Annotated in this window: 15 protein-coding genes; 6 read left to right on the forward strand and 9 right to left on the reverse strand. The window is 58.1% G+C overall.

Annotation, left to right across the window (positions count from 1 at the left end):
* Positions 1–195: 195 nt before the first annotated feature.
* From infB to G536_RS30215, 5 genes are all read right to left on the reverse strand, one after another.
* Positions 196–3360, reverse strand: coding sequence for a translation initiation factor IF-2 (infB, locus tag G536_RS0102410; protein WP_022821986.1), 3165 nt, complete (start codon positions 3358–3360; stop codon positions 196–198).
* A 122-nt stretch (positions 3361–3482) separates the two neighbouring features.
* Positions 3483–4778, reverse strand: coding sequence for a transcription termination factor NusA (gene nusA / locus G536_RS25900; RefSeq protein ID WP_022821987.1), 1296 nt, complete (start codon positions 4776–4778; stop codon positions 3483–3485).
* Positions 4779–4894: 116 nt separating this feature from the next.
* On the reverse strand, positions 4895–5365 hold the full coding sequence (locus tag G536_RS0102420; RefSeq protein ID WP_022821988.1) for a ribosome maturation factor RimP: 471 nt from the start codon (positions 5363–5365) through the stop codon (positions 4895–4897).
* A 131-nt stretch (positions 5366–5496) separates the two neighbouring features.
* Positions 5497–9357, reverse strand: coding sequence for a DUF7948 domain-containing protein (locus G536_RS30210; RefSeq protein WP_022821989.1), 3861 nt, complete (start codon positions 9355–9357; stop codon positions 5497–5499).
* A gap of 119 nt (positions 9358–9476) precedes the next feature.
* Positions 9477–13037, reverse strand: coding sequence for a DUF7948 domain-containing protein (locus G536_RS30215; RefSeq protein WP_022821990.1), 3561 nt, complete (start codon positions 13035–13037; stop codon positions 9477–9479).
* 328 nt (positions 13038–13365) lie between these two features.
* Here G536_RS30215 and G536_RS0102435 point away from each other — a divergent pair, with 328 nt between their 5' ends.
* The 5 genes from G536_RS0102435 (at position 13366) to G536_RS0102455 (ending at position 19343) form a co-directional block, all read left to right on the forward strand.
* Positions 13366–14481 (forward strand): endonuclease/exonuclease/phosphatase family protein, encoded by a 1116-nt coding sequence (locus G536_RS0102435; RefSeq protein WP_022821991.1) that lies wholly within the window; start codon positions 13366–13368, stop codon positions 14479–14481.
* A gap of 290 nt (positions 14482–14771) precedes the next feature.
* Complete coding sequence (gene cysS, locus G536_RS0102440) at positions 14772–16319, forward strand: cysteine--tRNA ligase (RefSeq protein WP_022821992.1); 1548 nt, start codon at positions 14772–14774, stop codon at positions 16317–16319.
* Positions 16320–16453: 134 nt separating this feature from the next.
* On the forward strand, positions 16454–17482 hold the full coding sequence (locus G536_RS0102445; RefSeq protein ID WP_022821993.1) for a M28 family peptidase: 1029 nt from the start codon (positions 16454–16456) through the stop codon (positions 17480–17482).
* Positions 17483–17655: 173 nt separating this feature from the next.
* A complete protein-coding gene (tssD, locus tag G536_RS0102450) occupies positions 17656–18738 on the forward strand; it encodes a type VI secretion system tube protein TssD (protein ID WP_022821994.1) in 1083 nt (360 codons plus the stop codon).
* 101 nt (positions 18739–18839) lie between these two features.
* Complete coding sequence (locus tag G536_RS0102455; protein ID WP_157530340.1) at positions 18840–19343, forward strand: hypothetical protein; 504 nt, start codon at positions 18840–18842, stop codon at positions 19341–19343.
* Between the two features lie 7 nt (positions 19344–19350).
* Here G536_RS0102455 and G536_RS0102460 read toward each other — a convergent pair whose 3' ends face one another.
* Positions 19351–20256: a S66 peptidase family protein gene (locus G536_RS0102460; RefSeq protein ID WP_022821996.1), complete on the reverse strand. Its 906-nt coding sequence runs from the start codon at positions 20254–20256 to the stop codon at positions 19351–19353.
* 167 nt (positions 20257–20423) lie between these two features.
* On the opposite strand from G536_RS0102460, the gene G536_RS0102465 reads away from it, so the two are divergent.
* The gene (locus G536_RS0102465; protein WP_022821997.1) at positions 20424–21674 is read left to right on the forward strand and encodes an alpha/beta hydrolase; all 1251 of its coding nucleotides are present in this window, start codon (positions 20424–20426) and stop codon (positions 21672–21674) included.
* A gap of 96 nt (positions 21675–21770) precedes the next feature.
* Here the strand turns inward: G536_RS0102465 and G536_RS25915 are convergent, their stop codons facing one another.
* The 3 genes from G536_RS25915 to G536_RS0102480 form a co-directional block, all read right to left on the reverse strand.
* The gene (locus tag G536_RS25915; protein ID WP_022821998.1) at positions 21771–23009 is read right to left on the reverse strand and encodes a homoserine dehydrogenase; all 1239 of its coding nucleotides are present in this window, start codon (positions 23007–23009) and stop codon (positions 21771–21773) included.
* A 79-nt stretch (positions 23010–23088) separates the two neighbouring features.
* The gene (locus tag G536_RS0102475) at positions 23089–24117 is read right to left on the reverse strand and encodes a homoserine O-acetyltransferase family protein (protein WP_022821999.1); all 1029 of its coding nucleotides are present in this window, start codon (positions 24115–24117) and stop codon (positions 23089–23091) included.
* 313 nt (positions 24118–24430) lie between these two features.
* Positions 24431–25819 (reverse strand): O-acetylhomoserine aminocarboxypropyltransferase/cysteine synthase family protein, encoded by a 1389-nt coding sequence (locus tag G536_RS0102480; protein WP_022822000.1) that lies wholly within the window; start codon positions 25817–25819, stop codon positions 24431–24433.
* Positions 25820–25827: the final 8 nt, after the last annotated feature.

The following is a 25827-nucleotide window of genomic DNA, read 5'->3' on the forward strand; positions in this document are numbered from 1 at the left end:
AATTTATTCATTGAGAGATACAAAAGTATCTCAGCATGCTTCAGATGTCAATAACATGATGATGTGACAGCGCTTTGGGTATCCTAAATTAATATGCAAGCAACTATCATACACGATACATGCAAAACGCCCCGACTGCCAAGCAGTCGGGGCGTTTTGCATGTATCGTGTTCTTCGTTACAGACCAAAGTCTGTTTATAAAGTCCGCTTCACTTCTTTTTCCTCGAAGCCTTCGATGTTGTCTCCCTCTTGTAGGTCGTTGAACCCTTTCAGCGAGATACCGCACTCGTAGCCCTGGCGTACTTCCGACACATCGTCTTTGTAGCGCTTGAGGTCCTGAATTTCACCCGAGTACACCACAATGCCGTTGCGAACAAGCCGCACCTTGGTTTTGCGAGTAAAGGTACCCTCCGTCACCATGCAGCCACCAATGGAGCCTACTTTAGTGATGTTGAACACCTGCCGGATTTCGGCGTTGGCTACTACCACTTCCTGCACCGTTGGGGCTAGCATGCCTTCCATAGCATCCTTCACCTCATTGATGGCATTGTAGATGATAGAGTAGAGGCGGATATCAATCTGCTCCTGCTCAGCCAGTTTCCGGGCGCTCTGCGAAGGCCGCACCTGGAAGCCGATGATAATAGCGTCGGAAGCCGAAGCTAGCAATACGTCGGATTCCGAGATGGCACCTACACCTTTGCTAAGGATGTTCACCGAAACTTCCGGAGTGCTCAGCTTCAACAAGGAGTCGGCCAATGCTTCCACCGAACCGTCCACGTCACCTTTTACGATGATGTTCAGCTCTTTAAACGAAGCCAGCGCCAAGCGACGACCAATTTCATCCAATGTGATGTGCTTCTTGGTGCGCATAGTCTGCTCACGCGAGAGTTGCTGCCGCTGCGTTGCCAATTCGCGGGCTTCGCGTTCGGTTTCCATCACCTGAATTTTGTCGCCGGCCTGCGGAGCACCGGTCAAGCCAAGCACCTGTACTGGAGTAGCCGGACCGGCTTGCTTCATTTTCTTACCGCGGTGGTCGGTCATGGCCTTCACGCGGCCGTAGTGCGGACCAGCAAGTACCACGTCGCCCACTTTCATGGTGCCAGTCTGTACCAGGATGGTTGTTACGTAGCCGCGGCCTTTGTCCAGCGAGGCTTCAATAACAGCTCCAATAGCGCTACGGTCTGGGTTGGCTTTCAGCTCAAGAATCTCAGCTTCCAGCAACACCTTTTCCAGCAAGTCGTCAATACCTAAGCCACTCTTAGCCGAAACTTCCTGCGACTGGTACTTACCGCCCCATTCTTCTACCAGCACGTTGATAGCCGACAGTTCCTCACGGACCTTATCGGGGTTAGCACCTGGCTTATCGATTTTATTGAGAGCAATAACAATCGGTACACCAGCCGCTTGCGCGTGGTTGATGGCTTCCTTGGTTTGTGGCATCACCGAGTCATCGGCAGCTACTACGATGATGGCAATGTCGGTAATCTTGGCACCACGGGCACGCATAGCGGTAAACGCTTCGTGACCAGGAGTATCAAGGAACGTAACCCGCTTACCCGATTTGGTGAGTACATCGTAAGCCCCGATGTGCTGCGTGATACCACCGGCTTCGCCCTTAGCCACGCTGGCATTACGGATGTAGTCAAGCAACGACGTTTTACCGTGGTCGACGTGACCCATAATGGTTACGATAGGAGCCCGCGGCTGCAAGTCTTCTTCGTTGTCCTCAATTTCAATGGTCGTATCCTCTTCCTCTGCGCTCAAGAATTCCACGTCATAACCGAATTCGTCGGCAATGACAGTAATAGCTTCGGCGTCGAGGCGCTGGTTGATTGATACGAACATGCCCATGTTCAGGCACACTTTAATCACTTCGTTCACCGATACATCCATCAGCGAAGCCAAGTCGTTGGCCGAGATGAATTCAGTTACTTTCAGCGTTTTGGCGTCCAGCTCGTTTTGGGCGCGCTGAGCTTCGCGGTCCTCGGCTACTCCAGCCCGCTTGTCGCGGCGGTATTTAGCGCGGTTGTTATTGTTGCCACCACGGCCGCCGCTGAGCTTAGCCAGCGTAGCCTTGATTTGCTCTTGAATCTGCTTTTCGTTCTGCTCAGGAGTGAGCGGTACGGCTGGTGCTTGACGCTGTGCAGCTTGGCCAGTACCCGTTACGCGAGGTGCAGCGTTAGGCCGGTTGCCTTGGGCGCTGTTGTTACCACGCGGACCGGTACCTGTTGGCCGGTTACCTTGGTAGCCACCTCCCTGGCCCTGACCTTGCTGGGTACCGCCTTGCCCTTGGCCACCTTGGCCAGGCTGAGTGGTACCTGCTTGTCCGGGAATACGCTGGCGCTGGCGTTTCTTCGCATCGGCAGCATTGAGGCCGCTCTTGCGCACGTCGGAGGATGCAACGGGCCGTGGACCACGGCCACCAGCACCACCACGCCGCGACGAATCGAGCGGTAATTCTATTTTACCCAATACCGTCAAGCCCTTCAACTGATCGGCGCGGGCGGTGATGATACCTGCCTCTTCGGCCGGAGCTGGTGTGGCTGGGGCTTCGGGGGCAGCTGGTGTCACCGGAGGATTTGGGGTAGCAGCAACCGAAGCAGGAGCCGGGGTTGGCTTGCTTTCGGGGGCTTTGGTTTCAACTGGAGCTGGTGCAGCAGGAACTGGCTTAGGTGCTGGCGTTGGCTCAGCAACTGGTGCTGCTGGAGCCGGCACTACCGGCGCAGCGGCCACTGGAGCCGAAGCTACCGGAGCAGGTGCAGGCTCGGGTTTGGTTTCAACAACCGGGGCTGGCTTTGGCGCAACTACCTCGGGGGCAGCAGCAACTGGGGCCGGAGCCGGAGTAGGTGCTGGCGGCGGGGTAGGGGCTGGAGCGGGCCGAGGCGGTACTGGCCGGCCTTTAGAGTCCAGCTCAATTTTCCCCAGAACCTTCAGGCCGGGTACTTTGGGCACTTCCTCTATTGGCGCAGGCGCCGGTTTAGGCTCTGGAGCTACGGCAGGTGCGGCCGCCACTGGTGTTGGCACCGGGGTAGGAGCAGGCTTAGGCGCTTCAACTGGCTTCGGAGCGGGCACTGGAGCTGCTGGCGCTTTGGGCGCTACTGGCTCAGCAGGACGCGCCAAAGCCGCAGCTTCCAACTCACTCTGGCGCTTGGCCTGACTGAGCTTTGAAGCTTCGGCTTTGTCTTGGGCTGAAGACGCGAATTCCTTGTCCAGCAGCGCAACCTGATCTGAAGTCAGCTTGGTGGTGGGCTTATTTTCTACCGAAAATCCTTTTTTCGCCAGGGTTTCCACCAAGGTGTTCATCCCAACGTTCAGGTCTTTGGCTGCCTGACTAAGCCGTTTGGTTGCTGCTTCCGCCATTCTATGCTCGCGAACGATACTCTTATCTAATTGCAAAGGTACTACTTTAAATGGTGCCAGCCGACGTTAAATCCGGCCGGCTGGCCCGATTTAATGCCTTTGCCGGGCCGAAGCCCGCGCGCTCATTGCGCGTCGTCGCTGACGGTGGGAGATTGTGCTGCGTTGTTTTCTTCTTCTTCCTCGTTAAATTCCTGTTTGATGACGCGGAAAAGGTCATCTACATGCTCCTCTTCCAATTCTGTGCGTCGCACAATATCTTCCTTGCTGACTGCCAAAACAGCCCGACCGGTATCCAAACCGATTTTCTTGAGTTCGGCAATCATCCAGGATTCAATCTCATCCGAGAATTCATCGAGGGCAATGTCTTCGTCGTAGTCACCGGCATCTCGGAATACGTCGATTTCCATGCCTACGAGGCGACTTGCCAATTTGATGTTGGCACCGCCTCGACCAATAGCCAGTGAAACCTGGTCTGGCTTCAAGAACACCGAAACCCGACCAGTTTGTTCGTTTATTTTCATCGAAGTCAACTTCGCCGGTGATAAGGCCCGAGCTATGTACAGCTCCAGGTTGTCGGTGTAGTTGATGACGTCAATGTTTTCGTTTTCCAGTTCGCGCACTACGGCGTGAATCCGAGAGCCTTTCATACCTACGCAAGCACCTACCGGATCAATCCGGTCGTCGTAGCTTTCTACGGCTACTTTGGCTCGTTCGCCGGGTTCGCGCACGATATTCTTGATGGTAATGAGGCCATCATAGATTTCGGGTACTTCCTGCTCGAATAAGCGCTCTAGGAAAGCCGGAGCTGCGCGCGAGAGGATAATTTTGGGCGTGCCGTTGATAATTTCGACACGATGTACGACAGCACGTACAGAATCACCTTTGCGGTAACGGTCTTTCGGGATTTGCTCAGCTTTAGGCAGTACCAGCTCATTTTCCTCTTTATCGAGGATGAGGGCCTCGCGGCTCCAAACCTGGTACACCTCGCCGCTGATGATTTCTCCTACCTGATCTTTATACGTCTGATAGAGGTTGTCGCGCTCCAAGTCTTTTACGCGCTGAATTAGCGTTTGACGGGCCATAAGTACGGCGCGGCGGCCGAAGTCCTCAAGTTTGATTTCTTCAGTTACTTCCTCGCCTACTTCGAAGTCAGGCTCAATTTTCTGCGCTTCTGCCAGTGGAATTTTGTCGTTATCCCAAATATCCTCCGAGTTATCATCCACAATCTCGCGGTTGCGGTAGATTTCCAGGTCGCCTTTGTCCACGTTCAGAATAACGTCGAAGTTAGCGTCGTCGGTGTATTTCTTGCGAATCATGGTGCGGAACACGTCCTCCAAGATGCTCATCATCGTGGGACGGTCAATGTTCTTGCTCCGGGCAAACTCGGCAAACGATTCAATCAGAACGTGGCTGTTCATCTGATTTAATTGTTGAATTGTTGAGTTGCTGCTTGTTGGGTGGGGCTGGCTGCTTGCTCCTGCTGGTTATGCTAGCAGCGTAGTAGTCAACAGTTAACAATCAGCAATTTACTATTTTACTTAAACGAAATAACTACCCGCGCTTCCTGAATATCGGCAAACGGTATCAGCACGGCTGGCAGCTTTTTCTGCTTGCTTTTCTCTTTTATCACTTCGGCCAATTCAATACCCTCGGAAGTAGCAGCTTCCAGCGCACCGGTTTTCTCGGTGCCATCGGTTAGCTTCACACTAAGCGTGCGACCTACGTGCCGGGCGTACTGGCGTGGGTCGGAAAGTGGCTGGTCGGCCCCAGGGGAAGTAACCTCCAGTGAGTAGGTAGCATCTTCACCGTAGGCCTCGTCGATGCGACGTGCCAATCGGCGGCTTACCTGCGCGCATTCTTCGATGCCTAGGCCTTGTTCGCCATCGAGGGTAACGGTGATTTTGGGCCGAACAGCATCGGATACACTCAGGTCGACTACGAATAGCTCAAAGCCTGTAAGGCTGTCCTGAAGCATCTCTGCAATACGCTTTTGATCGAAATTCATTTACAATCAGACCGGGTGATAAAAGAAAGAGGGGACCTGCGTCCCCTCTTCACAACTTAGAATACTGCGCAAATGTACGCTAATAAACTGCGGAAAGCAAGCTAGGTAGAGGCAGCAGGCAGAAGAGCCCCTCACCGACTAATTTCCAGCCAGCCTTTAATGGAACCACCATTGGCCTGACGCAGCAGGTAATAGTAAACGCCGTTAGGCAGCTGGCCGCCATTCCAGTCGTTCTGGTAGTTAGCGGCTTCAAAGACCTTGTTGCCCCAACGCGAAAAGACCTGTAATTGTGCTGGGCAGCCATTAGTGGCCTTGAAATATTCGTTTTTAGGGTCGCCATTGGGTGTGATGATGTTAGGAATCTTATATGCCTCAATGACCTCCAGCACTGGTAAGGCGAGTTGAGTAGAGCACAGCCCATTGTTGAAAGGCCGCGTGATGCGAGGCGTGTAGCGGCCGGGCTGGGTGTAGACATGCGTTACGTTGTTGCCTGTGCCCTGCGTACCATCACCGAAATCCCAGCGGACTCCGGAGAAGTTGTTAAGCGGATCAGAAAAGCGCACCGTGAGTGGGGCCTGCCGAGCTCCAGCGCACAGTTCAGGTTCCCAGCGGGCGGGGTAGGTGGGAGCTTCGGCTACGCTGACGCGGCGCGTGGCAGTGCTGGTGCACACTCCGGCCGTGATGGTGTATGTGAGCGTAACGGACCCCATAAAGCCTGCGGGCGGCGTAAAAATACCGGTGCTGCTTACGTTTGGGCCGCTCCAGGTGCCACCTGTTGGGGCAGCGCGCAGCCGGAAGGGCTGGATTGTGCCGGGGCAAAGGACCGTATCGGGTGGTAGGCTGAGCGCCACGGGAGCAGTAACGGTAACGGGCAGCGTACCGCGCAAATCACACGTGCCGTTGCCAGAGGTATAAGACAGCGAGTAGGTGCCAGGCGTGAGTTGGGCGGGAGCAAACGTAGAGCCGGACGAAGTAGCAAAGACTCCCGGCCCAAACCACGAGAAGCCGGCCGGCAGGGGCACGGGGGTGGTCGTATTGGCACAGTAGGCCGCTGGCAGCGTAGGAACAGTAATGGTAGGCCCGCGCAGCACAAACACAGTTTGAGCGGCTGTGCTGGTACAGCCGCTGGCGGCTGTCAGGGAGTAAACAAGCACCTGGGTGCCTACCAGGGCTACCGTGGGCGTAAACACGAAACCAGTAGCCACCGACCCTGACACGCCCGGCCCAGTCCAGACGCCGCCTGCCGGCGTACCAACGAGCGGGGTGGCCGTGCTATTGGAGCACGTGGTGAAGCTGGGCGCAACACTGGCCCGGATGACGATTACGGTTTGGGTGGCTTGCAACTGGCAACCCCCGGCGTTTACGCTATACAATAGCGTGTGCGTGCCTGGCCCAGCCAAGTTGGGGTTGAATGTAGCACCCACCACGCCCGGTCCCGTGAAAGTACCGCCCACCGGAGTGGCCGTCAGCGCGATGCCGGGTAAGGTGGTAGAGGCCAGGCAAAACGAGGTTTGCGGAACGCTGAAAGCGGCCGTTGGGGAAGGAACTACGGTAAGCTGCAATGTGGATACCCCGCCGCACTGCCCTACACCCGTGACAGTGTACGTGAGAGTCTGGAGGCCCAGCAAAGTCGGCGTGGGCGTAAACACGAAACCGGTAGCCACCGACCCCGATACGCCCGGCCCGGTCCAGACGCCACCTGCTGGGGAGCCGTTGAGTTGCTGTGGCGCCGAGGCCACACACACGTTACGGTTGGTACCTGCCGTTACGGTTACGGTTTCAAAGTCGATTTTGAAGGCCGCGTTGTTGCAGTTAGAATTGCCGGAAGTAGCTGAGTAGGTACCCGCTCCGGGCGGTATCGGAAAGCTGCTGCCCCCACCACAAGCACATACGGCTTGGTACACCACACCGCGCGGGTCGAAGCGTGAGGTGCCGCCGTCTACATGGTCGCCGGTGCTATTATTCTGCCCGAAATAAGTGGCATAGTCGAGGCGAGTGGCATCCGGGGCAAGCTGCATTAGGTAGAAGTCGCTGCCATCGGTGGTGCGCTGCACAGCGTTGGTGGTAACGGGCAAGCCCGTGGTGCTGCCCCCGCCGGTATTGATGCTGCCGCCCCAGCCACTCACGTAAATGCGGTTGCACTGGTCAACCAGAAAGGCGGTGGGCGAAATATCAATGGTAGAGCGCCCACTGCCGAACACGGTGGAGAAGCTGGTGACGCTCAGGTCGGCATCGAGCTTATGGATGAACTGCTTGCTGCCCGCGTTCTGGTAGCGGCCGGCCGTAACGGGGTAGCTGCCCAACGACTGGCCCAGCAAGTACACTGCGCCGCTGCCATCGAGCTGCACAAAATAGGCCTGGTCGTAGGCGGGAGTCCCTAGGTAGGTTGATTTTTCGAGCACGGTGCCCGCTGAGCTGATGCGTGCCACAAACCCATCGATGCCGCCCTGCGCCGTGGGTTGCAGCGTGCCGGTGGTGGTGGGAAAGTTCGAGCTGCCAGTGCCGCCGCTGACGTACAGGCTGCCGGTGGTGCTTAGCTGGAGCGAGTACGCCGCATCGGCGCCGGAGCCGCCCAGATAGCTGCTCCAGAGCAGCGCGGTGGCGGTGCTATTGAGCTTGCACACCACGGCATCGAGCCCACCCCCCTGAAACGTGCGGCCCAGTCCGTTGCTAACAGGGAAGTTGGAGGAGGCAGTATTGGAGGCTATGTAAATATTGTCGTTGGCATCCAGCTGAATGTCGCCCCGGGAATTGTCGCCGTAGTTTTGGATGAGGGACGGTGTGCTGGAAGCCAGCAGACCGTCGTTACCGGCGCCGCCCAGGTACGTGGAGCCGGCCAGCGCGCTGCCGTTGCTACTGAGGCGGGTGACCACCAAATCAAAGCTATTGGGTGTAGTTGTGCCCCCGTTAAAAGTACGGTCGTAGGCGCCAATAGTGGTCGGATAGTCAAGGGAAGACGTAGTGCCGAGCAGAAACAGGTCGCCCTGGCTGCCGACCACTAAGCTGTGCGGAAAATCGGACTGCGAACCGCCCAGGTAGGTGGCCCACACCCGGGCCGCCGGGCCGGTAGTGGCCGTGTTGTACTTGATGATGCCGATATCAATGACGTTGCTGAACGAGGTCTGGTAAGCGCCTGTTGTGGTTGGATAGCCCGGCCCAAATACAGTGCCACCCGAGTACATATTGCCCTGCGCATCATAAGTAGCCGTGAAGCCCCAGTTATCGTTGGTAGAGCCGGTATAGGTGGAAAATACCACGGTCGGGTCGATGGTGAGGGGCTGCTGCTGGTTGTAGGCACCCAGCTGGAAGCGGACAGTGCGACCCTCAAGTACGTAGGCGCAGGATACCGAACGGCGGTGGCCGGCGGCATCCGTTTGCCAAGCCTTGGGCGCCAACTCCCGGATTACGCCCACCGAAGTGCGGATTTCCAGGCTGCCATCAGGGTTCAGGTGCAGGGCATCGGCGCCGTCGTAGCGTAGCCGGATGGCGGTAGGTTGGGCGTTGGCAGCCAGCTCGAAATCGTATTCCAACTGCTGGTTCTGGTTTTCATAGAAGTGCGCCCCAATACCTGGCCAAATGCCGGCGTAGCGGACCTCCCGAAAGCCCGGCACATTCTGGGCCCAGTGCTTGGGGTCATTGCCACGAAGGTAGTGCCGGACTTCGGCAGTTTGAGTTGTAGATTTTAGAACGGGCTGTGGTGCGCCGCCTTCAAATGTCACGCGCAAAGCGTGGGCCTGAAGAGCGGTATTTGGCGCAGGTTGCTTAGTGCCATGCGCATGAGGTACGCCAGCCAGCAAGGAATAGGTAAGGCCGCTAGATTCCAGAAACAGCCGCCCGCTTGGCACGTCGGCCGAGTAGCGCACCGGTTCTGGCCATTGCCCCCGGTTTTCGATGAACTCCAGACTGGGTGCCACCGCTACTGGTACCTGAGCGTGAGTGGATACAATAAAAAAGCCACCTGAGGCAGCCAACAACAGTAGTTTTTTCCACATAGACAGCGGTTTAATAATACAAGAAGATGGGCGGGTGAAGATAAGCTCCCGCAACCCTGGGCAACGCAAAAGCGCCCTGCTCTTTCAGAAAAATGAGCAGGGCGCTTGCCACAAACTATTTACCGCTTTAGCTCCAGCCAGCCCTTGGCGCGTCGGTTATCGGTGTCGCGCAGCAGATAGTAGTATACGCCGTCGGGTAGGCCTTTGCCGGTCCAGTTGTTGTGGTAGTCCTGGGTTTCGTACACGAGCGTGCCCCAGCGGTTGAACATCTGCAAGCGGGTGGGTTTGCAACTGAACCGGGGCTTAAAGGCGTCGTTGAGCGAGTCGCCATTGGGGGTCATGATGTTGGGCATCTTCATTTCCTCAACCCGTACTGGGGCAAAGGCGGTTTCCACCACGCAGCCCGCGTAGCGTGCCATTAGCTTCACGTTGTAAGTGCCGGGCTGCTCATATAGGTGCAGCGGACTGGCTTCGGTGGAGTGCGCGCTACCATCGCCAAAGTCCCAGTCATAAACGCCGCCGGCCAGCACGGGCTCAAATTGGCAGTTGAAGGGCGCCATGCCCGCGTAGTTGGGCGAGGCCGAGCACACCGGCAGATTCAGGGGCACGTTGGCGGCCGAGGTGGGCGCCAGCACCACTGTGCAGATGGCTACGTTTTCGCAACCGTTCAGCGAGTAGGTGTAGCGCAATGGAAAAATACCGCCTCGGTTGTTGGTGTTAGGCGGGGTAAACAAGCCGCCTGCCGACACGCCATTGCCGCTCCAAACTCCCCCGGCCGGCGTCATGCCCCGCATCTGAAACGGACGAATCTGGTCGGCGCATAGAGTGGTGTCGTTGCTGGCGCGCACCCGCGGCAGCAGGCTGACGGTTACGGTTTGGGTGCCTACGCCGCAGCCTAGGGTATCGGAAATGGAATAGGTGATGGTGTGCGTACCTACGCCAGCCGCCGACGGGTTGAAGATGCTGCCCGACACGCCGGGGCCCGAGAACGTACCGCCCACCGGTGTAGCCGTCAGGTTCACGCTGCCCGACGACACGCACTTCGGCGGAATGGGGGCCACAGTGATGGTGCGCACTGGCGTTACGGTCATGCGCAGGGGCCGGGTGCTTACGCAGGTGCCGGTAGCCGCCACCGAATACGTGAGGTTGCTGACGCCTAAGCGGGCTGGTGAAGGCGTGAATTGGTAGCCGCCGCCGGGTAGCGCCGTTACGCCCGGTCCGGCCCAGATGCCACCGGCCGGGGTGCCGCCCAGCGTGATGGGTCCACTATTTACGCACACGTAGCGGCTGGGGCCGGGGTCGGCTGTCACTACCCCAAAGTCAATTTTGAAGGCCGCGTTGTTGCAGTTGCTGTTGTTGTTGCGGGTGGAGTAGGTGTTGGCACCCGGCGGAACCGGGAAAGCCGAGGTGCCGCCGCAGCCGCCGCACACCGCCTGATACACCATGCCTTTCTTATCGAAGCGCGAGGTGCCGCCATCCACATGCTCGCCGCTGCGGCCGCCCCGCTCCCCGAAAAACGTGGCGTATTCGATGGACTGCATGCCCGGCCGGAACTGCACAATGTAGAAGTCGGAGCCGTCGGTGGTGGACTGGATGGCGTTGGGTGTAACGGGCAGGCCCGCGGTGCTGCTGTTGTTGCTGGCGGCACTAGGATAATTGACGGTGCCGCCCCAGCCGCTGACGTAAATCCGCTCACAGTCATCAACCAGGAAAGCCGACAGTGAAATATCGGGCAGCAGCGTATTGCCGCTACCGAAACGGGTGCTATAAAGGCTGGTGCTGAGCGTGGGGTCGAGCTTCTGAATGAACTGCCGGCCATTGGCAACGCCGTAGCAGCCAGCGCTAATCGGGATAGTGCCCTGGGTCTGGCCCAGCAGGTACACGCTGCCGGCCGCATCAAGCTGGACGAAAAATGCTTGGTCGTAATCAGTGGTACCGATGTAGGAAGATTGAAGCACGGCAGTGCCGGTGTTGCTCAAGTGGGTCACAAAGCCATCGGTGCCGCCGGGGCGAGTGGGGCGAAAACTGCCGGTGGTGGTAGGGAAGTTGGCGCTCAGCGTGCCGCCCGTTACGTATACGCCGCGGGTAGCATCTACCTGCAACGAGTACGCCGCATCGGCCCCCGAACCGCCCAGATACGTGGACCACAACAGGCTGCGCAGATCGGCGGAAAGCTTTACCACCACCGCATCGAAGGCGCCGCCTTGGTACGAGGTGCGGTAGCCGGTAGCTGGGAAGTTGGGGCTGTTGGTAACCGAGGCTATATATACGTTGCCGTCGCCATCCGTCGTCACGTCGCCTCGGAACTGGTCACCGTAGTTGTTAACCGGCGAGCCGGGCAAACCATCAAGGGTTTGGCCGGAGTTATTCAGCGTGGATACCACACCGTCGGTACCGGAGCCGCCCAGTAGGGTGCTGCCCGTGAGGGTATTGCCGGTGGCCGAAAGCTTAGCAACGAAAATATCGGCACCGTTCTGGTACAGAAAGCTGGTAAAGTTGGGCGACTCGTCGGGCAGGATGCGTGGGCCGCCGTTGTGGGTGTTGTCGAAAGCGCCTGAGGTGGTTGGGAAAGCGTTATTGCCGGACCCTCCGGAGCCCGTGGAGCCCATAATCACCAGCTCGCCTTGCGGATTGACGACCATACTATGTGGCACATCCATGCTGCTACCGCCCAGGTAAGTGGCGTAGAGCCGGGACGCTGCGCCCGTAACGGCCGTGTTGTACTTAATGATGCCTACATCAGTGGCTCCGGCAAACGTAGTGCGAAACGCGCCGGGGTTGGTGGGGAAGCCAATGTCAAACACCGCGCCGCCCGAGTACATGTTGCCCTGCGCGTCGTAGGTGGCCGTGAAACCCCAGTTGTCGGCCGTAGAGCCCGTAAACGAGGAAAAGATAACCGTTGGGTCGATGGTAAGAGCGTAGCGCTGGTTGTACTTACCCAGTTGGAAGCGCACTGTGCTGCCTTGCAGCTCAAACGCGCACGGTATGGCCACGCGCTGCCCATTGATGTCCTGCCATGCCCTGGGCGCCTGCTCCGTCACGTCGCCCACCGAAGTGGCAATCAGCAGGTTGCCTTCCGGCGAGAGGGTGAGCTTATCGGCGCCGGCATAACGCAGCCGAATGGCGGCTGGCTTGGCCCCAGCTTTCACTAAGAAATCGTACTCCAGGCGGTGCTGCTCGTTTTCGTAGAGCGTGGCGCCAATGCCGGGGTAGAGGTTGGTGTAGCGCAGCTGCCGGAAGCCACGGGCGTTGCTGGCCCAGCGCTTGGGGTCGGAGCCGCGGAAGTAGTTGTAGGGCGCGGCCGTGCCTTGCTCACCGCTCAACTCGGGCGCGGCATTGGCTCCCTCAAACGTAACTGAGTAGGAGTGTCCCCGCAGCTCGTCGCTGGTAGTAGCGGGGCCGGCTTGTTTAGATAGTTTGTTGTGATGCGCGTGGGCGCCTAGCGCAACCGGGTCGAGAAAGGAATAGATGAACCCCGTGGGGCCTACAAACAGTCGGCCACCGGGCAATGCTGCCGCGTAGCGCGAGGGGCCTTCCCACTGGCCTTTGTTTTCTACAAACTCCAACGACGCAGTAGTGGCGGGAGCCGAAGCAGGAGTCAGCTTGGGAGTAGCCAGCAAACCCGGCGCCATCAGCAGCGCCAAGCCGGAAAGAAAAAATCGTACGGTAGAAAAGGGCATATAATGAATGTCTAATTGCTGATTGTGAACTTGTTGAGCTGTTGCTTGTGCAAGGACTGAACGGTTGTGCAAAGCTGCTTAATGGGCTGCCGAACTGTTGATTGCAAGAAGGCTGTGCCTCACAGGAAATCAAAAATTCAGTGAGTAGCCATCCAGCAATTTAGCAGCAACAATTCAACATCCGGTAAGCACCTACTCCTCAATTCCAATCTTGAAAGTACAACGAAAACCGGTCATGCTTCGTGCGCAAGAATCGGGCCCGGTGGCTTGGGCAGTTCCGTCTTACCTTTGCTCGTCCTGCATGGCCTGAAGCCGTGCTCTTGCTACTGTGCGTCGTTCGTTTGCCTTTACCTGCACCTTACTGATTATTGGGTGGCTGCTCGTGGCCATTGCCTGCGTGCAGGTGCCCGCCTATACGTTTTGGCCCGCCACGTTCGGGGCCCTCACGCTGCCGGTGGCGCTGGTCCTCAACTTGCTGGCCGTGGCGTACTGGCTGCTGCGCAACTGGCGGGTGGCGGCGCTGCCGCTGCTGGTGGCCGTACTCACGTGGCCGCACTTCCAGCGGGGGCTGGCGCTGCACCCGTTGCGGGTGGCCCCGGCCAGCTCGGCGCCGGGGCAGCGTGTACGGGTGCTGTCAGCCAACGTGCGCATCTTCAATGTGTACCCCCAGCTGCGCGACGCCGAACTGAACTCGTCGCGCCAGATGATTCAGTGGCTGGCCGAAAACCCGGCCGATATTCTGTGCCTTCAGGAGTTCTACAACGAGCCGCGCAACTCCACTAGCAAGGAGAAAAACATCTTCAATAGTGTGGAGCGCATTGGCGAGCGGGCCGGCCGGCAGAGCTTCGTGTCCAAAACCTTGACCAACCGGGTGGGGGCCGAGTTTGGCCTAGCTATTTTCTCGCGCTACCCCATTCTGCGGCGTGGTACGGTCAGCTTCGGTAAGCTCAGCCAGAATCACGCCATGTGGGTGGATTTGCGCCTGCCATCCGCCGATACTATCCGGGTGTTCAATTTCCACCTGCAAAGTATGAGCCTCGACGAGCGGGACATTGTGGACAGCTACTCCAGCAAAGCCGGTTTTAAGCGGAAAGGCTTGGGGCTGATGCGGCGCTTCAAGCGGGGAGCAGTGGCTCGTTCTTGGCAGGTGGATACACTGATGCGCCGCTTCGAGCAGAGCCCGTACCCGCTGCTACTCTGCGCCGACCTCAACGACCTGCCCTACAGCTATAGCTACGACCAGCTAGCCGACCGATTCCAGAACGCCTGGGCCACCGTGGGCAACGGCTTCGGGCACACCTACCACGGCCAACTGCCGCTGCTGCGCATCGACAACCAGTTTGCCGGCCCCCAGTGGCTGGTAGACGATATCTGGGTGCACTACGAAATTCCGTATTCCGACCACTTCCCATCAACTGTCACGTACCGGCTGGCCCTCAAGTAGCCAAACACCGCCAGCAAAAGCGTGAAGCACCACCATTTTGTACTGGAAAACTGATTTCTAAAACTACAGAATGAACTTTATGTGCTTTCTGATTTCGTTTTTGTACTGTTTGGGGTAGGTTATAGACTTGGTTGCCCAAAAAGGCGCATCAAACATCTAAAATTCGGGCCGGTTCAAGCACTTTGAACCAGTTAGGCTTAGCCGGCACTGTGCAAAGCAACACCACGTGCTTTCAGCACGAAATCCATTCAACCCAACGAAGCCGTTGAAATCCGTTATACTTTTGCATAATGCAGCCTTCTCTCTCGCTTTATAATACGCTTACCCGCCGCAAAGCCCCGTTCCAACCCCTGCACGCGCCCTTCGTGGGCGTGTATCTCTGCGGCCCAACTGTGTATAGCGAGGCGCACGTAGGCAATGCCCGCGGCCCGGTGGTGTTTGATGTGCTGACGCGCTATTTGCGCCACTTGGAATACACTGTGCGCTACGTCCGCAACATCACCGACGTAGGCCACCTGGAAGGCGACGCCGACGAAGGCGAAGACAAAATCAGCAAGCGGGCCAAAGCCCAAAAGCTGGAGCCCATGCAGGTAGCCGAGCAGTACGCCAACCTCTACCAAAACCACATGGAGGCGCTGGGCTGCTTACCCCCCGATATTACGCCCCGCGCTAGTGGCCACATCATCGAGCAAATTGAGATGATTCAGGAAATCATCAGCAACGGGTTTGGCTACGAGGTGAACGGGTCGGTGTACTTTGATGTGCCTGCTTACAACGAAGCCGGTCGTGGTTACGGCAAGCTCTCTAACCGAGTGGTGGAAGAGCTGCTGGCTGGCTCGCGCGACAACCTGGCCGGGCAGCAGGAAAAGCGCAGCCCCCTGGATTTCGCGCTCTGGAAACAAGCCGATGAGCGCCACCTCATGCGCTGGTCCTCGCCCTGGGGCGACGGGTTTCCGGGCTGGCATCTAGAGTGCTCGGCCATGAGCCGCAAGTACCTCGGCGCCGAGTTCGACATTCATGGCGGCGGGCTGGACCTGATGTTCCCGCACCACGAGTGCGAAATTGCCCAGAGCCAAGCCTGTAACCACCCCACCAATGAAGCGCAGGTGTGGATGCACAACAACATGATTACGGTGAACGGCGCCAAGATGAGCAAGTCAATTGGCAACTTCATCACCATCAGTCAGCTGTTCGAGGGTACCAATAGCACGCTGGCTCAGGCCTACTCGCCCATGACGGTGCGCTTCTTTTTGCTACAAGCCCATTACCGCAGCACCGTGGATATCACCGATGAAGGCTTGCAGGCGGCCCGCAAAGGCTACCGCAAACTCATGAACGGCCTGCGTCTGCTGGATAAGCTGCGCGAGCTTAGCCTCTCTTCGGATGTCATCAAGGCGCGCACTCTGGCCCCCGTCACCGAAGGCAAAGCCCCCGATACTGCCACCGCTGACGCCGAGTTGCGCAAGCTGGTAGCCGACTGCTTTGTGGGTTTGAACGACGACCTAAATACGGCTCGTGCCATTGCTAGCCTGTTCAATCTGCTGCGTAAGCTCAATGGGTTCTACGCCAACCCAACTACGCTGGCCACGGTTAGCGCCGCCGCTGTGCAGGAAGCCACCGAGGCCTACCAGACGTTGGTGCAGGATGTGCTGGGCCTCGTAGACGAGCCCCGTGCTAGTGCCGAAGACTTGCTCAGCCTCACGCTGGAGTTCTACCAAGAAGCCAAAGCCACCAAGGCCTACGACAAAGTAGACCAGATTCGGGCGGCCCTCAAGGCGCAGGGCATCGTGGTAAAAGACACGAAAGCCGGCATTGATTGGGCGTACAGCGAAGAGTAAACAGCGCATTAGTTGGACGTCATGCAGAGTGCAACGAAGCATCTCGCCGGCTGACTTCAAGTTAGTAACTCAACATCAGCACGCGAGATGCTTCGTTGCACTCTGCATGACGACCTTTAAGCAAACTATTTACCATGAAACTCACCCGTTTTGCTTCTGTCGCGCTGGCGGCGCTGCTCCTCACCGGCTGCTTCGATAACAAGAAGCCTAACACCGAAACGTCGGCGCCGGAACAGGCGAAGCTGCCAGCCGCGCCCAGCTTCAACTCCGATTCGGCTTACGCTTACGTGGCCAAGCAGGTAGCTTTTGGGCCGCGGGTGCCCAACTCGGTGGCGCATGTCAAGACCGGCGATTGGGTAATCGGTAAGTTCAAAAGCTACGGCCTGTCGGTGCGGGAGCAGCCGTTTGAGGCTGTGGCGTTTGATGGCAAGATGCTGAAGTCGCGCAACATCATTGCTCAATTTCAGCCCCAGGCTGCCCGCCGCGTTACCATCTTTACGCACTGGGATACCCGCCCCTTCGCCGATAAAGACAAGCAGAACAAAAACGCGCCGCTCGATGGCGCTTCCGATGGGGCCAGCGGCGTAGGTATTGCCCTGGAAATGGCGCGCCTCCTAGCCGCCCAGCCCGACAGCCTCACGCCCGCCGTGGGCGTTGATTTCATCTTGTTCGACTCCGAAGATTACGGCTACGATTCCAGCACCCAAGGCGAGCTGAAAAACCAACTGGCCAACCTCGAAGCCCAAGGTGGTTCCAGCTGGTGCCTAGGCTCCCAGTATTGGGCTAAGAACATGGTGCCTGCCAACTACAAGCCTGAGTTCGGGATTCTGCTGGACATGGTAGGTGCCAAAAACGGCAAGTTCAGCCGCGAGGGCCAGTCGTTGGAAAAAGCGCGCGATGTAGTGGATAAAGTCTGGAACCTGGCCTCCCAGCTTGGCTACTCCGACTATTTCCTGTTCAAGGATATGGGGGGCATCACCGACGACCACGTGTTTACGAATCAGGCCGGCGTACGTACCATCGACATCATCGACACCATGCCCTTCGGCGACGAAACCTTTCCCGCCTACCACCACACCACCCAGGACAACCTAGCTAACATCGACAAGCGCACCCTCAAAGCTGTGGGCCAAACCGTGCTGCAGACGATTTATGGGGAGTAGTTGGGCAGTAATGGGCCAACCTTATTAATGTGGTTTCGTGTAGGAAAGTGGCCCGCGCGCCGCACCTACCGCCCCCGCCCTGCATTCCAGCAAGTAGCAGCAGCGCCCTAGCTAGTAGATTGCGAGAAGCGGCCGGAAAACCGTAGCTTACCCGTAACTACTCGTATCCTTATATGATTAATGCCTCCTTTGAGGGCACCCTGCATCTGTCCTCGCTTAATCTGCGGTTACCTATCCAGCGTAGCTATTACCAATGGCGGCAGCAGCAGGACCACCGGGGTCGGCCAAACAGCAAAGTGCGGTTTGGCTCGCTGCTGATTGAAGTGCTGGCCAATCAGGAACAGCTTTCCGAATTATCAGAGGCTGCCTCCGACCCGTATGTGGTGCTGGATGGGCACGCGGCCTACCAACGCACCGACGGGCAAGGTACTTTCATTACCGTCTGGTTCCGGGAGGCTAGTCTGCACCGCTTCACCGAATACTTTGACGCCACTGGTACCAACGGCACCGAGCCCAGTTGGGTAGTGCAGTTTGCCTTAGCTCCCCAGGAAATGGGCCGCGACAGTGGCGCCGCCGGTGAGTTTGTAATGCCAGCTCCCGGTACGCACGGCGTGCCAATAGCAATTGCACACGCGGCGAAATACGTAGGAGAACGAGCATTAGAGCCGGGCTCCGATGATTCTGTATCACCCTTGAACTCATTAGCCGCCGGCTTATTCCCTGGTAGGCAGAGATACGGTAACTGTGGTGTTCAAGCCTGTCAGCAGATCATCAGGCAAGCTACTGGGGTCAACTTTCCAGAGAAAGAAATACTCAGTTTTGCTCTGGAAGGAGGGTTTGCCGTAAAAAGCCCTAATCCAGCCTGGCATGGGGAAACTAATGCGTTAAGCCGGCAGGCATTATTAAAAGCAAAGGGCATTGCCTCTAGCATTATCGATGAACCTACGCACGAGCAATTAGCTACTGCCCTCCGGGAGAAGAAAGGAATTATTGCGGGCCTCAATGCCGATGTGCTGTGGGGAAAAGTGCCGCCTCAAGCAGGTGGTCACGCCGTACTGATAACGCACGGAGACTTCAATGAGCAAGGTGAGCTGACCCACGTGTATGTCAACGATACAGGAACGTCGAATCCTGATTTTCAGCGTGGTCGGCAAATCCCTACGGCCGATATTATGCGCGCTTTTGCTAAGCACAAAAACAAAGCGGGGGATAATGTATCCACCCTGAACGTAACCGACAACCCCATCTGGGATTAGGTTTTCTTCCCTACTAACCCATGTCTACGTCCCAACCGAATTGGCTACGAGGTACCACTCGGCCTGCTATGGCCACCTTGCCTGCGCACCTTAGCTTGTACATGAACGACGCTACCTATTCCACTAATTTTTTGCCTGTGGTTATAGAGGGCGAGCAATATGCCGTGATTTCCTACTGTCTCGGATCAGGGCGCTTGCAGGATGAGCAGCAAGCAATCCTTCCGCCGTTTGCAACGCTATACATTCGTTATCCAGATAAAACTTTTCGCTGGAAAGAAGTTACGCCTGAAGACTATCCCGCTTATGGGTTGGTTGATTTACCGATTGACGAATACCAACAATCATACATTGGTAGGTTAGCGCCGTATGCCGCAGGCGTTACGGAGGAAGCATTAGAAAACGCCCAGAGTGAGTATTTAAGATTGATAAGCTTAGTGCTGGAGCGTGGATGGTTGCTTTCCCATCAGGCCGTCACTAATGAGGAGCAGACGGCTGCGCGCGAATTACAACAGCACTTAGGGCTAGTTTACGATGCATTGCTGTTGCCTTACTATCAGCACGTTGGGCGTGAATTTTTCGCTTGGATGACTCGCGCAGCTCAGTAGCCTGCTGCTACACGTACGACAGCCAAGCACCTTGCTCATTCACTGTCAGGCGCGCTTCACGGCCGCAAATTAGGGCCATGTTCTGGGGCTCGTGGCCGACGGGAAAGTTGTGTGCCACCGGGAAATCGTACTTGCTGGCGTAGTGCTGAATGATTTCGTTGGGCGTCTGGCCGTAGGGCACGGTGTTGTCTTGGGGGTTACTGAAATGGCCCACCAATAGCCCGGCCAGGTGGCGCAACTTGCCGGTACGGTCCAGGTGCACCAGCATCCGGTCAATGGCGTAGAGGTATTCGTCGATATCCTCCAGAAATAGGATGCGGCCGGCCGTGGCCACGTCGGAGGCGGTGCCGGTCAGGGTTTGCAGGATGCTCAGGTTACCACCCACTAGTTCGCCGGTAGCCACCCCAAGCCGGTTGAGTGGGTGCGGCGCCACCTGATATTCCACCGGCTCACCGAACAGTGCCCGACGTAAGCTCTCCACCGACTGTTCGGCGCCCACTTGGTGAAAGAGCAGCGGCATCACGCCGTGTATGCTCTGGTGGCCCAGCGCTAGCAAATGGCAGTTAAGGGTGGTAATGTCGGAGAAGCCCGCCACCCATTTGGGGTCTTGCCGGAAGCGCGAAAAGTCAAGCTGGTCGATGATGCGGGTGGTGCCATAACCGCCGCGGGCACACAGCAGCGCCCGGATGTTAGGGTTGTCGAGTTGCTGCTGAATGTCACGGCGGCGCAGCTCATCGTCGCCGCCAAACTGGTGGTGCGCTACGTTGGTGCTCGCGCCCAGCACCACGAGCAAGCCCCAGCTTTTCAGCAACGCTACGGCGGTGGCCAACTCCTCGTGTGAGGCTTTGCGGGCAGGACACACAATAGCTACTTGGTCGCCAGGGCGAAGAAAAGCAGGAGCAGCGGTAGACATACGGCGGTAGCAGTGCAGTGAGCTGCAAACTTAACAGCTCCGCGCAAATAGGTGGGGCCGAACTTGCCCAGAGCCGGGATGCTACTTTTGCCAGGGCCGGCGGGCGGGCCAACCGCCGCCGCCGAAATGGCGTTACATTTTTTCACTCATCCTCAGCAACTCAGCGTATGAAAAACCTCTTCCAACGCCTACTGATTACGGTAGCCTTGCTGGCCGCCACGCTGTCGGCTTCGGCCCAGATTGATACCACCGGGGGGCGCTATTACCAGCCCGTTTTTCCTAACGTCACTATCTCGCTGAATGTGGCCTACGGTTCGGCCGTCACGTTTTCGGGGGCTACCCAGCAGCTCTTCATGGACATCTACCAGCCCACCGGCGACACAGTTAGCCGGCGGCCGGTTATCATTTTCGCGCATGAGGGAGGCTTCCTGACTGGTTCGCGGACCGATGCCTACATGGTGGCCGTGTGCCGACGCTTTGCCCAGCTCGGCTACGTAACGGCCAGCATCGACTACCGGCTCGGCTTCAACCTGACCGGCCTGGCCCAGCCCCGCGATACGCCGGAGGTGGCCCGCGCCGCTATTCGGGGCACGCAGGACATGCGGGCCGCCGTACGCTTTTTCCGCCGCGATGCTGCTACCACCCGTCAGTACAAAGTGAACCCGCGCTACATTGTAGTGGGCGGCTCGTCGGCGGGCGGCTTTATGGCCTTGCAAGTTGGCTACCTTGATAAAGCCAGTGAAGTGCCCGCTTACGTGGATGTTGCGGCGCTGGGCGGCATTGAGGGCAGCAGCGGCAACCCCGGCTACAGCAGTGCCGTGCTGGCCGTGCTCAACCTGAGCGGCGCCACCGAAAGCGTCAATTACATCGAGCCGGGCAACGTGCCGTTGTGCAGCGTGCATGGCACCGCCGACAACGTGGTACCATATCTGAAGGGTCGGGTGGGGTCGGTGCTGCCGCCGAAGTATGTGGTGGGCAGCGGCCTGCTCAACCCGCGCGCCACGGCCGTCGGCGTCCGCAACGTATTGCGCACCTTCCGCGGCGCTGGCCACATACCTTTTGAAGGCACCAGCGCCAGCGGCCTTGCCTACGCCGACACCACATTCCGCACCATCCGCGACTTTTTGCGGCCCAGCCTGGGGCAACCCGGCACGGTGCTCAGTGCCGCTACTGCTGCCCGCCGCGCCGCCGCGCTGCAAGCCTACCCCGTACCCGCTACCACCGAAATTCAGCTAACCGCAGCAGCTGGCACCGTTTTCAAGCCGCACACTGCGGAGCTATTAGACGCCACCGGCCGCGTAGTGCGGCGTTTCCAATGGGAAACGGCCAGCCAATTGCTACCGCGCGAAAACCTGAAAGCAGGCTTATACTACCTACGTAGTTCCAATCAACCGCCGGTTCGCGTAGTGTTTGAATAAGAATTAATCAAATTAAACAAAAACAGAAAGGACGAACGAGTCCGGGGGCGCCCCGGACTCGTTCGTCCTTTCTGCTGAAAGCTCTACCTTGAGTAACTACAAACTCTCTTCCAACTCAAATTCCGATACCGGCGTGGTAAGCGGCCGGACAGCACCAGTGCGTACCACAAAGGCACCGTATTTCTGAATCAGCTCCTTCACGCGCAGCAGGTTGGATAGGGCTACATAGCCCACCACGTAGCCGTCTTCGTCGGCTTCCTCGGAAATTTCCGTGAAATCCAGCGCGTCAATCAGGCGGTCCTCGTCGGTCCGCAGATAGATTTCCAGCTCCAAATCGGTGGCGTAAGTGGGAGAGGAGGCCGTGAGCTTGGGGTACTGGTAGGAGTAGCCCTGCCGGATAGCCGCCAAATCGGCTAGCACGGCCGAGCCGGTGGGGTGCCCACCCGCGCCGCGGCCCCGCAGGAACTGCTCCCCAGCAAAATCAGCCTCAATCAATACGCCATTGAACTCGTTATCGACCGAGTAAAGCGGCGACTCGGGCGCCACGAACAGCGGCGTTACCAGGGCCGTTATGCGGCCATCGGGCAGGCGCTGCAAGCCGGCTACCACTTTTATTTTGCGGCCAAGCGTACCGGCAAAGGCAATATCCACGGCATTAATCTGCTCGATGCCCAGGTTCAGCACTTCCTCAGGTTGCAGGAACGTACCGTAGGCGTGGGCCGCTAGAATAACGGCCTTGCTGCGCGGGTCGAAGGCGCCCATGTCCAGCGCGGGGTCGGTTTCGGCAAAGCCTTTGGCCTGGGCCTCGGCCAGAGCGGGTGCGTAGTCGGAGCCGGCCTCACCCATGCGCGTCAGCACGTAGTTGGAGGAGCCGTTCAGGATGCCCGTCACGCTCCGCAGGGTTTCGGCCCCAAAGTAGGCGTCCAGCGTCCGGATGATTGGAATGCTGCCGCACACGGCGGCTTCGTAGAGCAAAGTGCCGCCGGCTTCGCGCTGCAACTGCACTAGCTCGGGCAGGTGGCGGGCCAGCATGGCTTTATTGGCCGTAACCACCCGGCGGCCTTGGCGCAGGGCCTCGCTCACCAATCGGAACGCCTCAGCGGCATCGTCAATGACTTCTACCAATACGTCCAGCGAAGCGTCATGCAGCAGGTCGTCGGCGTGGAAATCGAACCGGCTGAGGGGCAGGCTCCGGGGCTTGGTAGGGTTCTTCACGGCGATGCGCGCCACTTCAAAGCCGGTTTCAGGACGCTGCTCCAGAATATCGTACAGGCCTTGCCCTACGCAGCCAAAACCAATCAGACCAATGCGTAGCGTTTGTTTATCAGTTGCCATAGTAAGGAAAGCACAAAAAGAAAGCAGCGGCGGCGCAACAGGTGTAAGGCGGGGCGCCGCTCGGTCAGGGTGAAAGGTATTAGGCGAAAGTGGTGGCGTGGAACCGTTCCAATAGGTGCGTGATGTGCGCCGTTTCAATCAGGAATCCGTCGTGGCCGAAGCGGGAATCCATTTCGGCGTACACGGCCCCCGGAATATGACGAGCTAGCAACTGCTGTTCGGCCGGCGGAAACAGCACATCGGAGGTGATGCCTAGTACCAAGGTGCGGGCCTGCACGCGGCGCAATGCCGGCGCTACACCGCCTCGGCCGCGCCCCACATTGTGCGAGTCCATAGCCTTGGACAGCACCACGTAAGTGTAGGCGTTGAAGCGAGCCACCAGCTTTTCGCCTTGGTATTGCTGGTAGGCGCTGGCCCGAAAATCGTCTATTTTATCGTTGGTGGGCTCGGCCTGAGTATCGGCGTAGGCGCCGTAGCTGCGGTAGCTCAGCAAAGCCACGGCCCGCGCCGCCCGCAACCCTGCTGCCCCGCCTTCAGGCGTGGCCTGGTGGTAAGTAGGGTCGGCAAAAACGGCCAAGCGCTGCGCTTCATTGAAGGCAATGCCCCAAGGCGAGTGTTGCGCGTTGGTAGCCAATAACACTAGGTGCTCGAACACAGTCGGCAATTGGATAGCCCATTCCAACGCCTGTTGGCCGCCCAAAGAGCCGCCAATCAGCGTGTGAATCTGCGTGAGGCCTAGGTGCTGCCGTAGCTCCTCATGTGCCGCCACCATATCCCGGATGGTAAGCAGCGGAAACTGCTGATACCGCGCCACACCCGTTTCGGGCGCCGGCGACAGGGGACTAGTGGAGCCGTAGCAGGAGCCCAGTACGTTGGCACACACCACAAACCAGTCGGCTGGGTCGAAGTAGCACTCCGGGCCAAACAACCCCGGCCACCAGCTTTCCACGTCGGCGTTGGCGGTGAGGGCGTGGCACACCCACACTACGTTGTCGCGGCTGGCATTGAGGGTACCAAAAGTATGATAAGCCACTTCCACGCCAGTTAGCACCTCGCCGCTTTCCAGCGTTAGGGGTTCAGGAAGGAAGAAGCTTTGTGATTCAGACATTGGGTGGGTGATGGGAATAAGTAAGACCGTCATGCAGAGGCGGAGCCGAAGCATCTCGCGTGCTGATGTTGTGGTAGTAATCCAGCGCCAGCATGCGAGATGCTTCGGCTCCGCCTCTGCATGACAGGCTGAATACTTCAGGAAGGATAATAGCCAACGGGCTGAGCCGGCGAACCAACTCAGCCCGCGCTATTGTGGGATGTCAACGGCGGCTCCCTCTCTCACAAAACAACCGCCTTGCCACCCACGCACTGCTTTTTGCTGAAAGCCAACCCGGCTGCCCTCTCACAACCAGCCGGGTTTGCCCCACTAGTTACACTTCCAGCACCGCAGCGTGTTCCACTTCCTGCTCGGGCAGCGCGTCGCTGCTCGTTTCGTTGGTATCAAGGGTAGCCGCGTTGCGCACCGCGTCAAACGCCTGCTGCAAATCAGCCTGAATATCTTCGTAATGCTCAATGCCTACCGAAAGGCGCAGCAGCGTCGGGGTTACGCCGGCAGCCCGTTGCTCGGTTTCGGACAGCTGCTGGTGGGTGGTAGCCGACGGCTGAATGATGAGCGTTTTGGCGTCGCCCACGTTGGCGAGGTGGCTCACCAGCTTCAGGTTATCAATGAACTGCGTAGCGGTGTCCTTGCTGCCTTTTATGGCGAAGGTGAGCACTCCACCCGAGCCGCGCTTCAGGTATTTCTGGGCCAGCGCATTGTACGGGCTGCTTTTCAGGCCGGGATAATTCACGGCTTCCACTTGTGGATGCTGCTCCAGCCAGCTGGCAATGCGCAGCGCGTTTTCCACGGTGCGCTCCACGCGCAAGCTCAGCGTTTCGAGGCCTTGCAGCAACAGGAAGGAGTTGAAAGGGCTCTGCGAAGGACCGAAGTCGCGCAGGCCTTCCACCCGAGCCCGGATGATGAAGGCAATGTTGCCGAACGGGCCGCCTTTGCCAAACACGTCGTTGAATACCAAGCCGTGGTAGCCTTCGCTCGGCTCGGTGAACTGCGGGAATTTGCCGTTGCCGAAGTCGTACTTGCCGCCGTCCACAATCACGCCGCCTACGCTGGTACCGTGGCCACCAATCCACTTCGTAGCCGATTCTACCACAATGTGCGCGCCGTGCTCCAGGGGGCGGAACAGGTAGCCGCCTGCCCCGAAGGTGTTATCCACTACCAGCGGCAGGTCGTGCTTTTCGGCAATGGCTGCAATTTTCTCAAAATCCGGAATGCTGAAGCTAGGGTTACCAATGGTTTCCAGGTAGATAGCCTTGGTTTTCTCGTCAATCAGGTCCTCAAATTTCTCCGGCTGGTCACCATCGGCGAAACGAGCCTCAATGCCCAAGCGCTTAAATGCTACCTTGAACTGGTTGTACGTACCGCCATACAAATGGGAGGTACTCACAAAGTTGTCGCCGGCTTGCAGAATGTTGTTGAGGGCAATGAACTGCGCCGCCTGCCCCGACGATACAGCCAGTGCCGCCACACCGCCTTCGAGAGCCGCAATACGCTGCTCAAACACGTCGGTAGTGGGGTTCATCAGACGGGTGTAGATGTTGCCGAACTCCTTCAAGGCAAACAGGTTAGCACCGTGCTCCGCGTTTTTGAAAACGTAGGAAGTGGTCTGATGAATCGGCACAGCGCGTGAGCCAGTGGTAGGGTCGGGCTGCTGGCCGGCGTGGAGTTGCAGGGTCTCGAAGTGATGGGTTGGAGCGGACATACGTAGGG

Origin of the sequence: Hymenobacter norwichensis DSM 15439, assembly GCF_000420705.1 — a bacterium.
Lineage (GTDB): Bacteria > Bacteroidota > Bacteroidia > Cytophagales > Hymenobacteraceae > Hymenobacter > Hymenobacter norwichensis.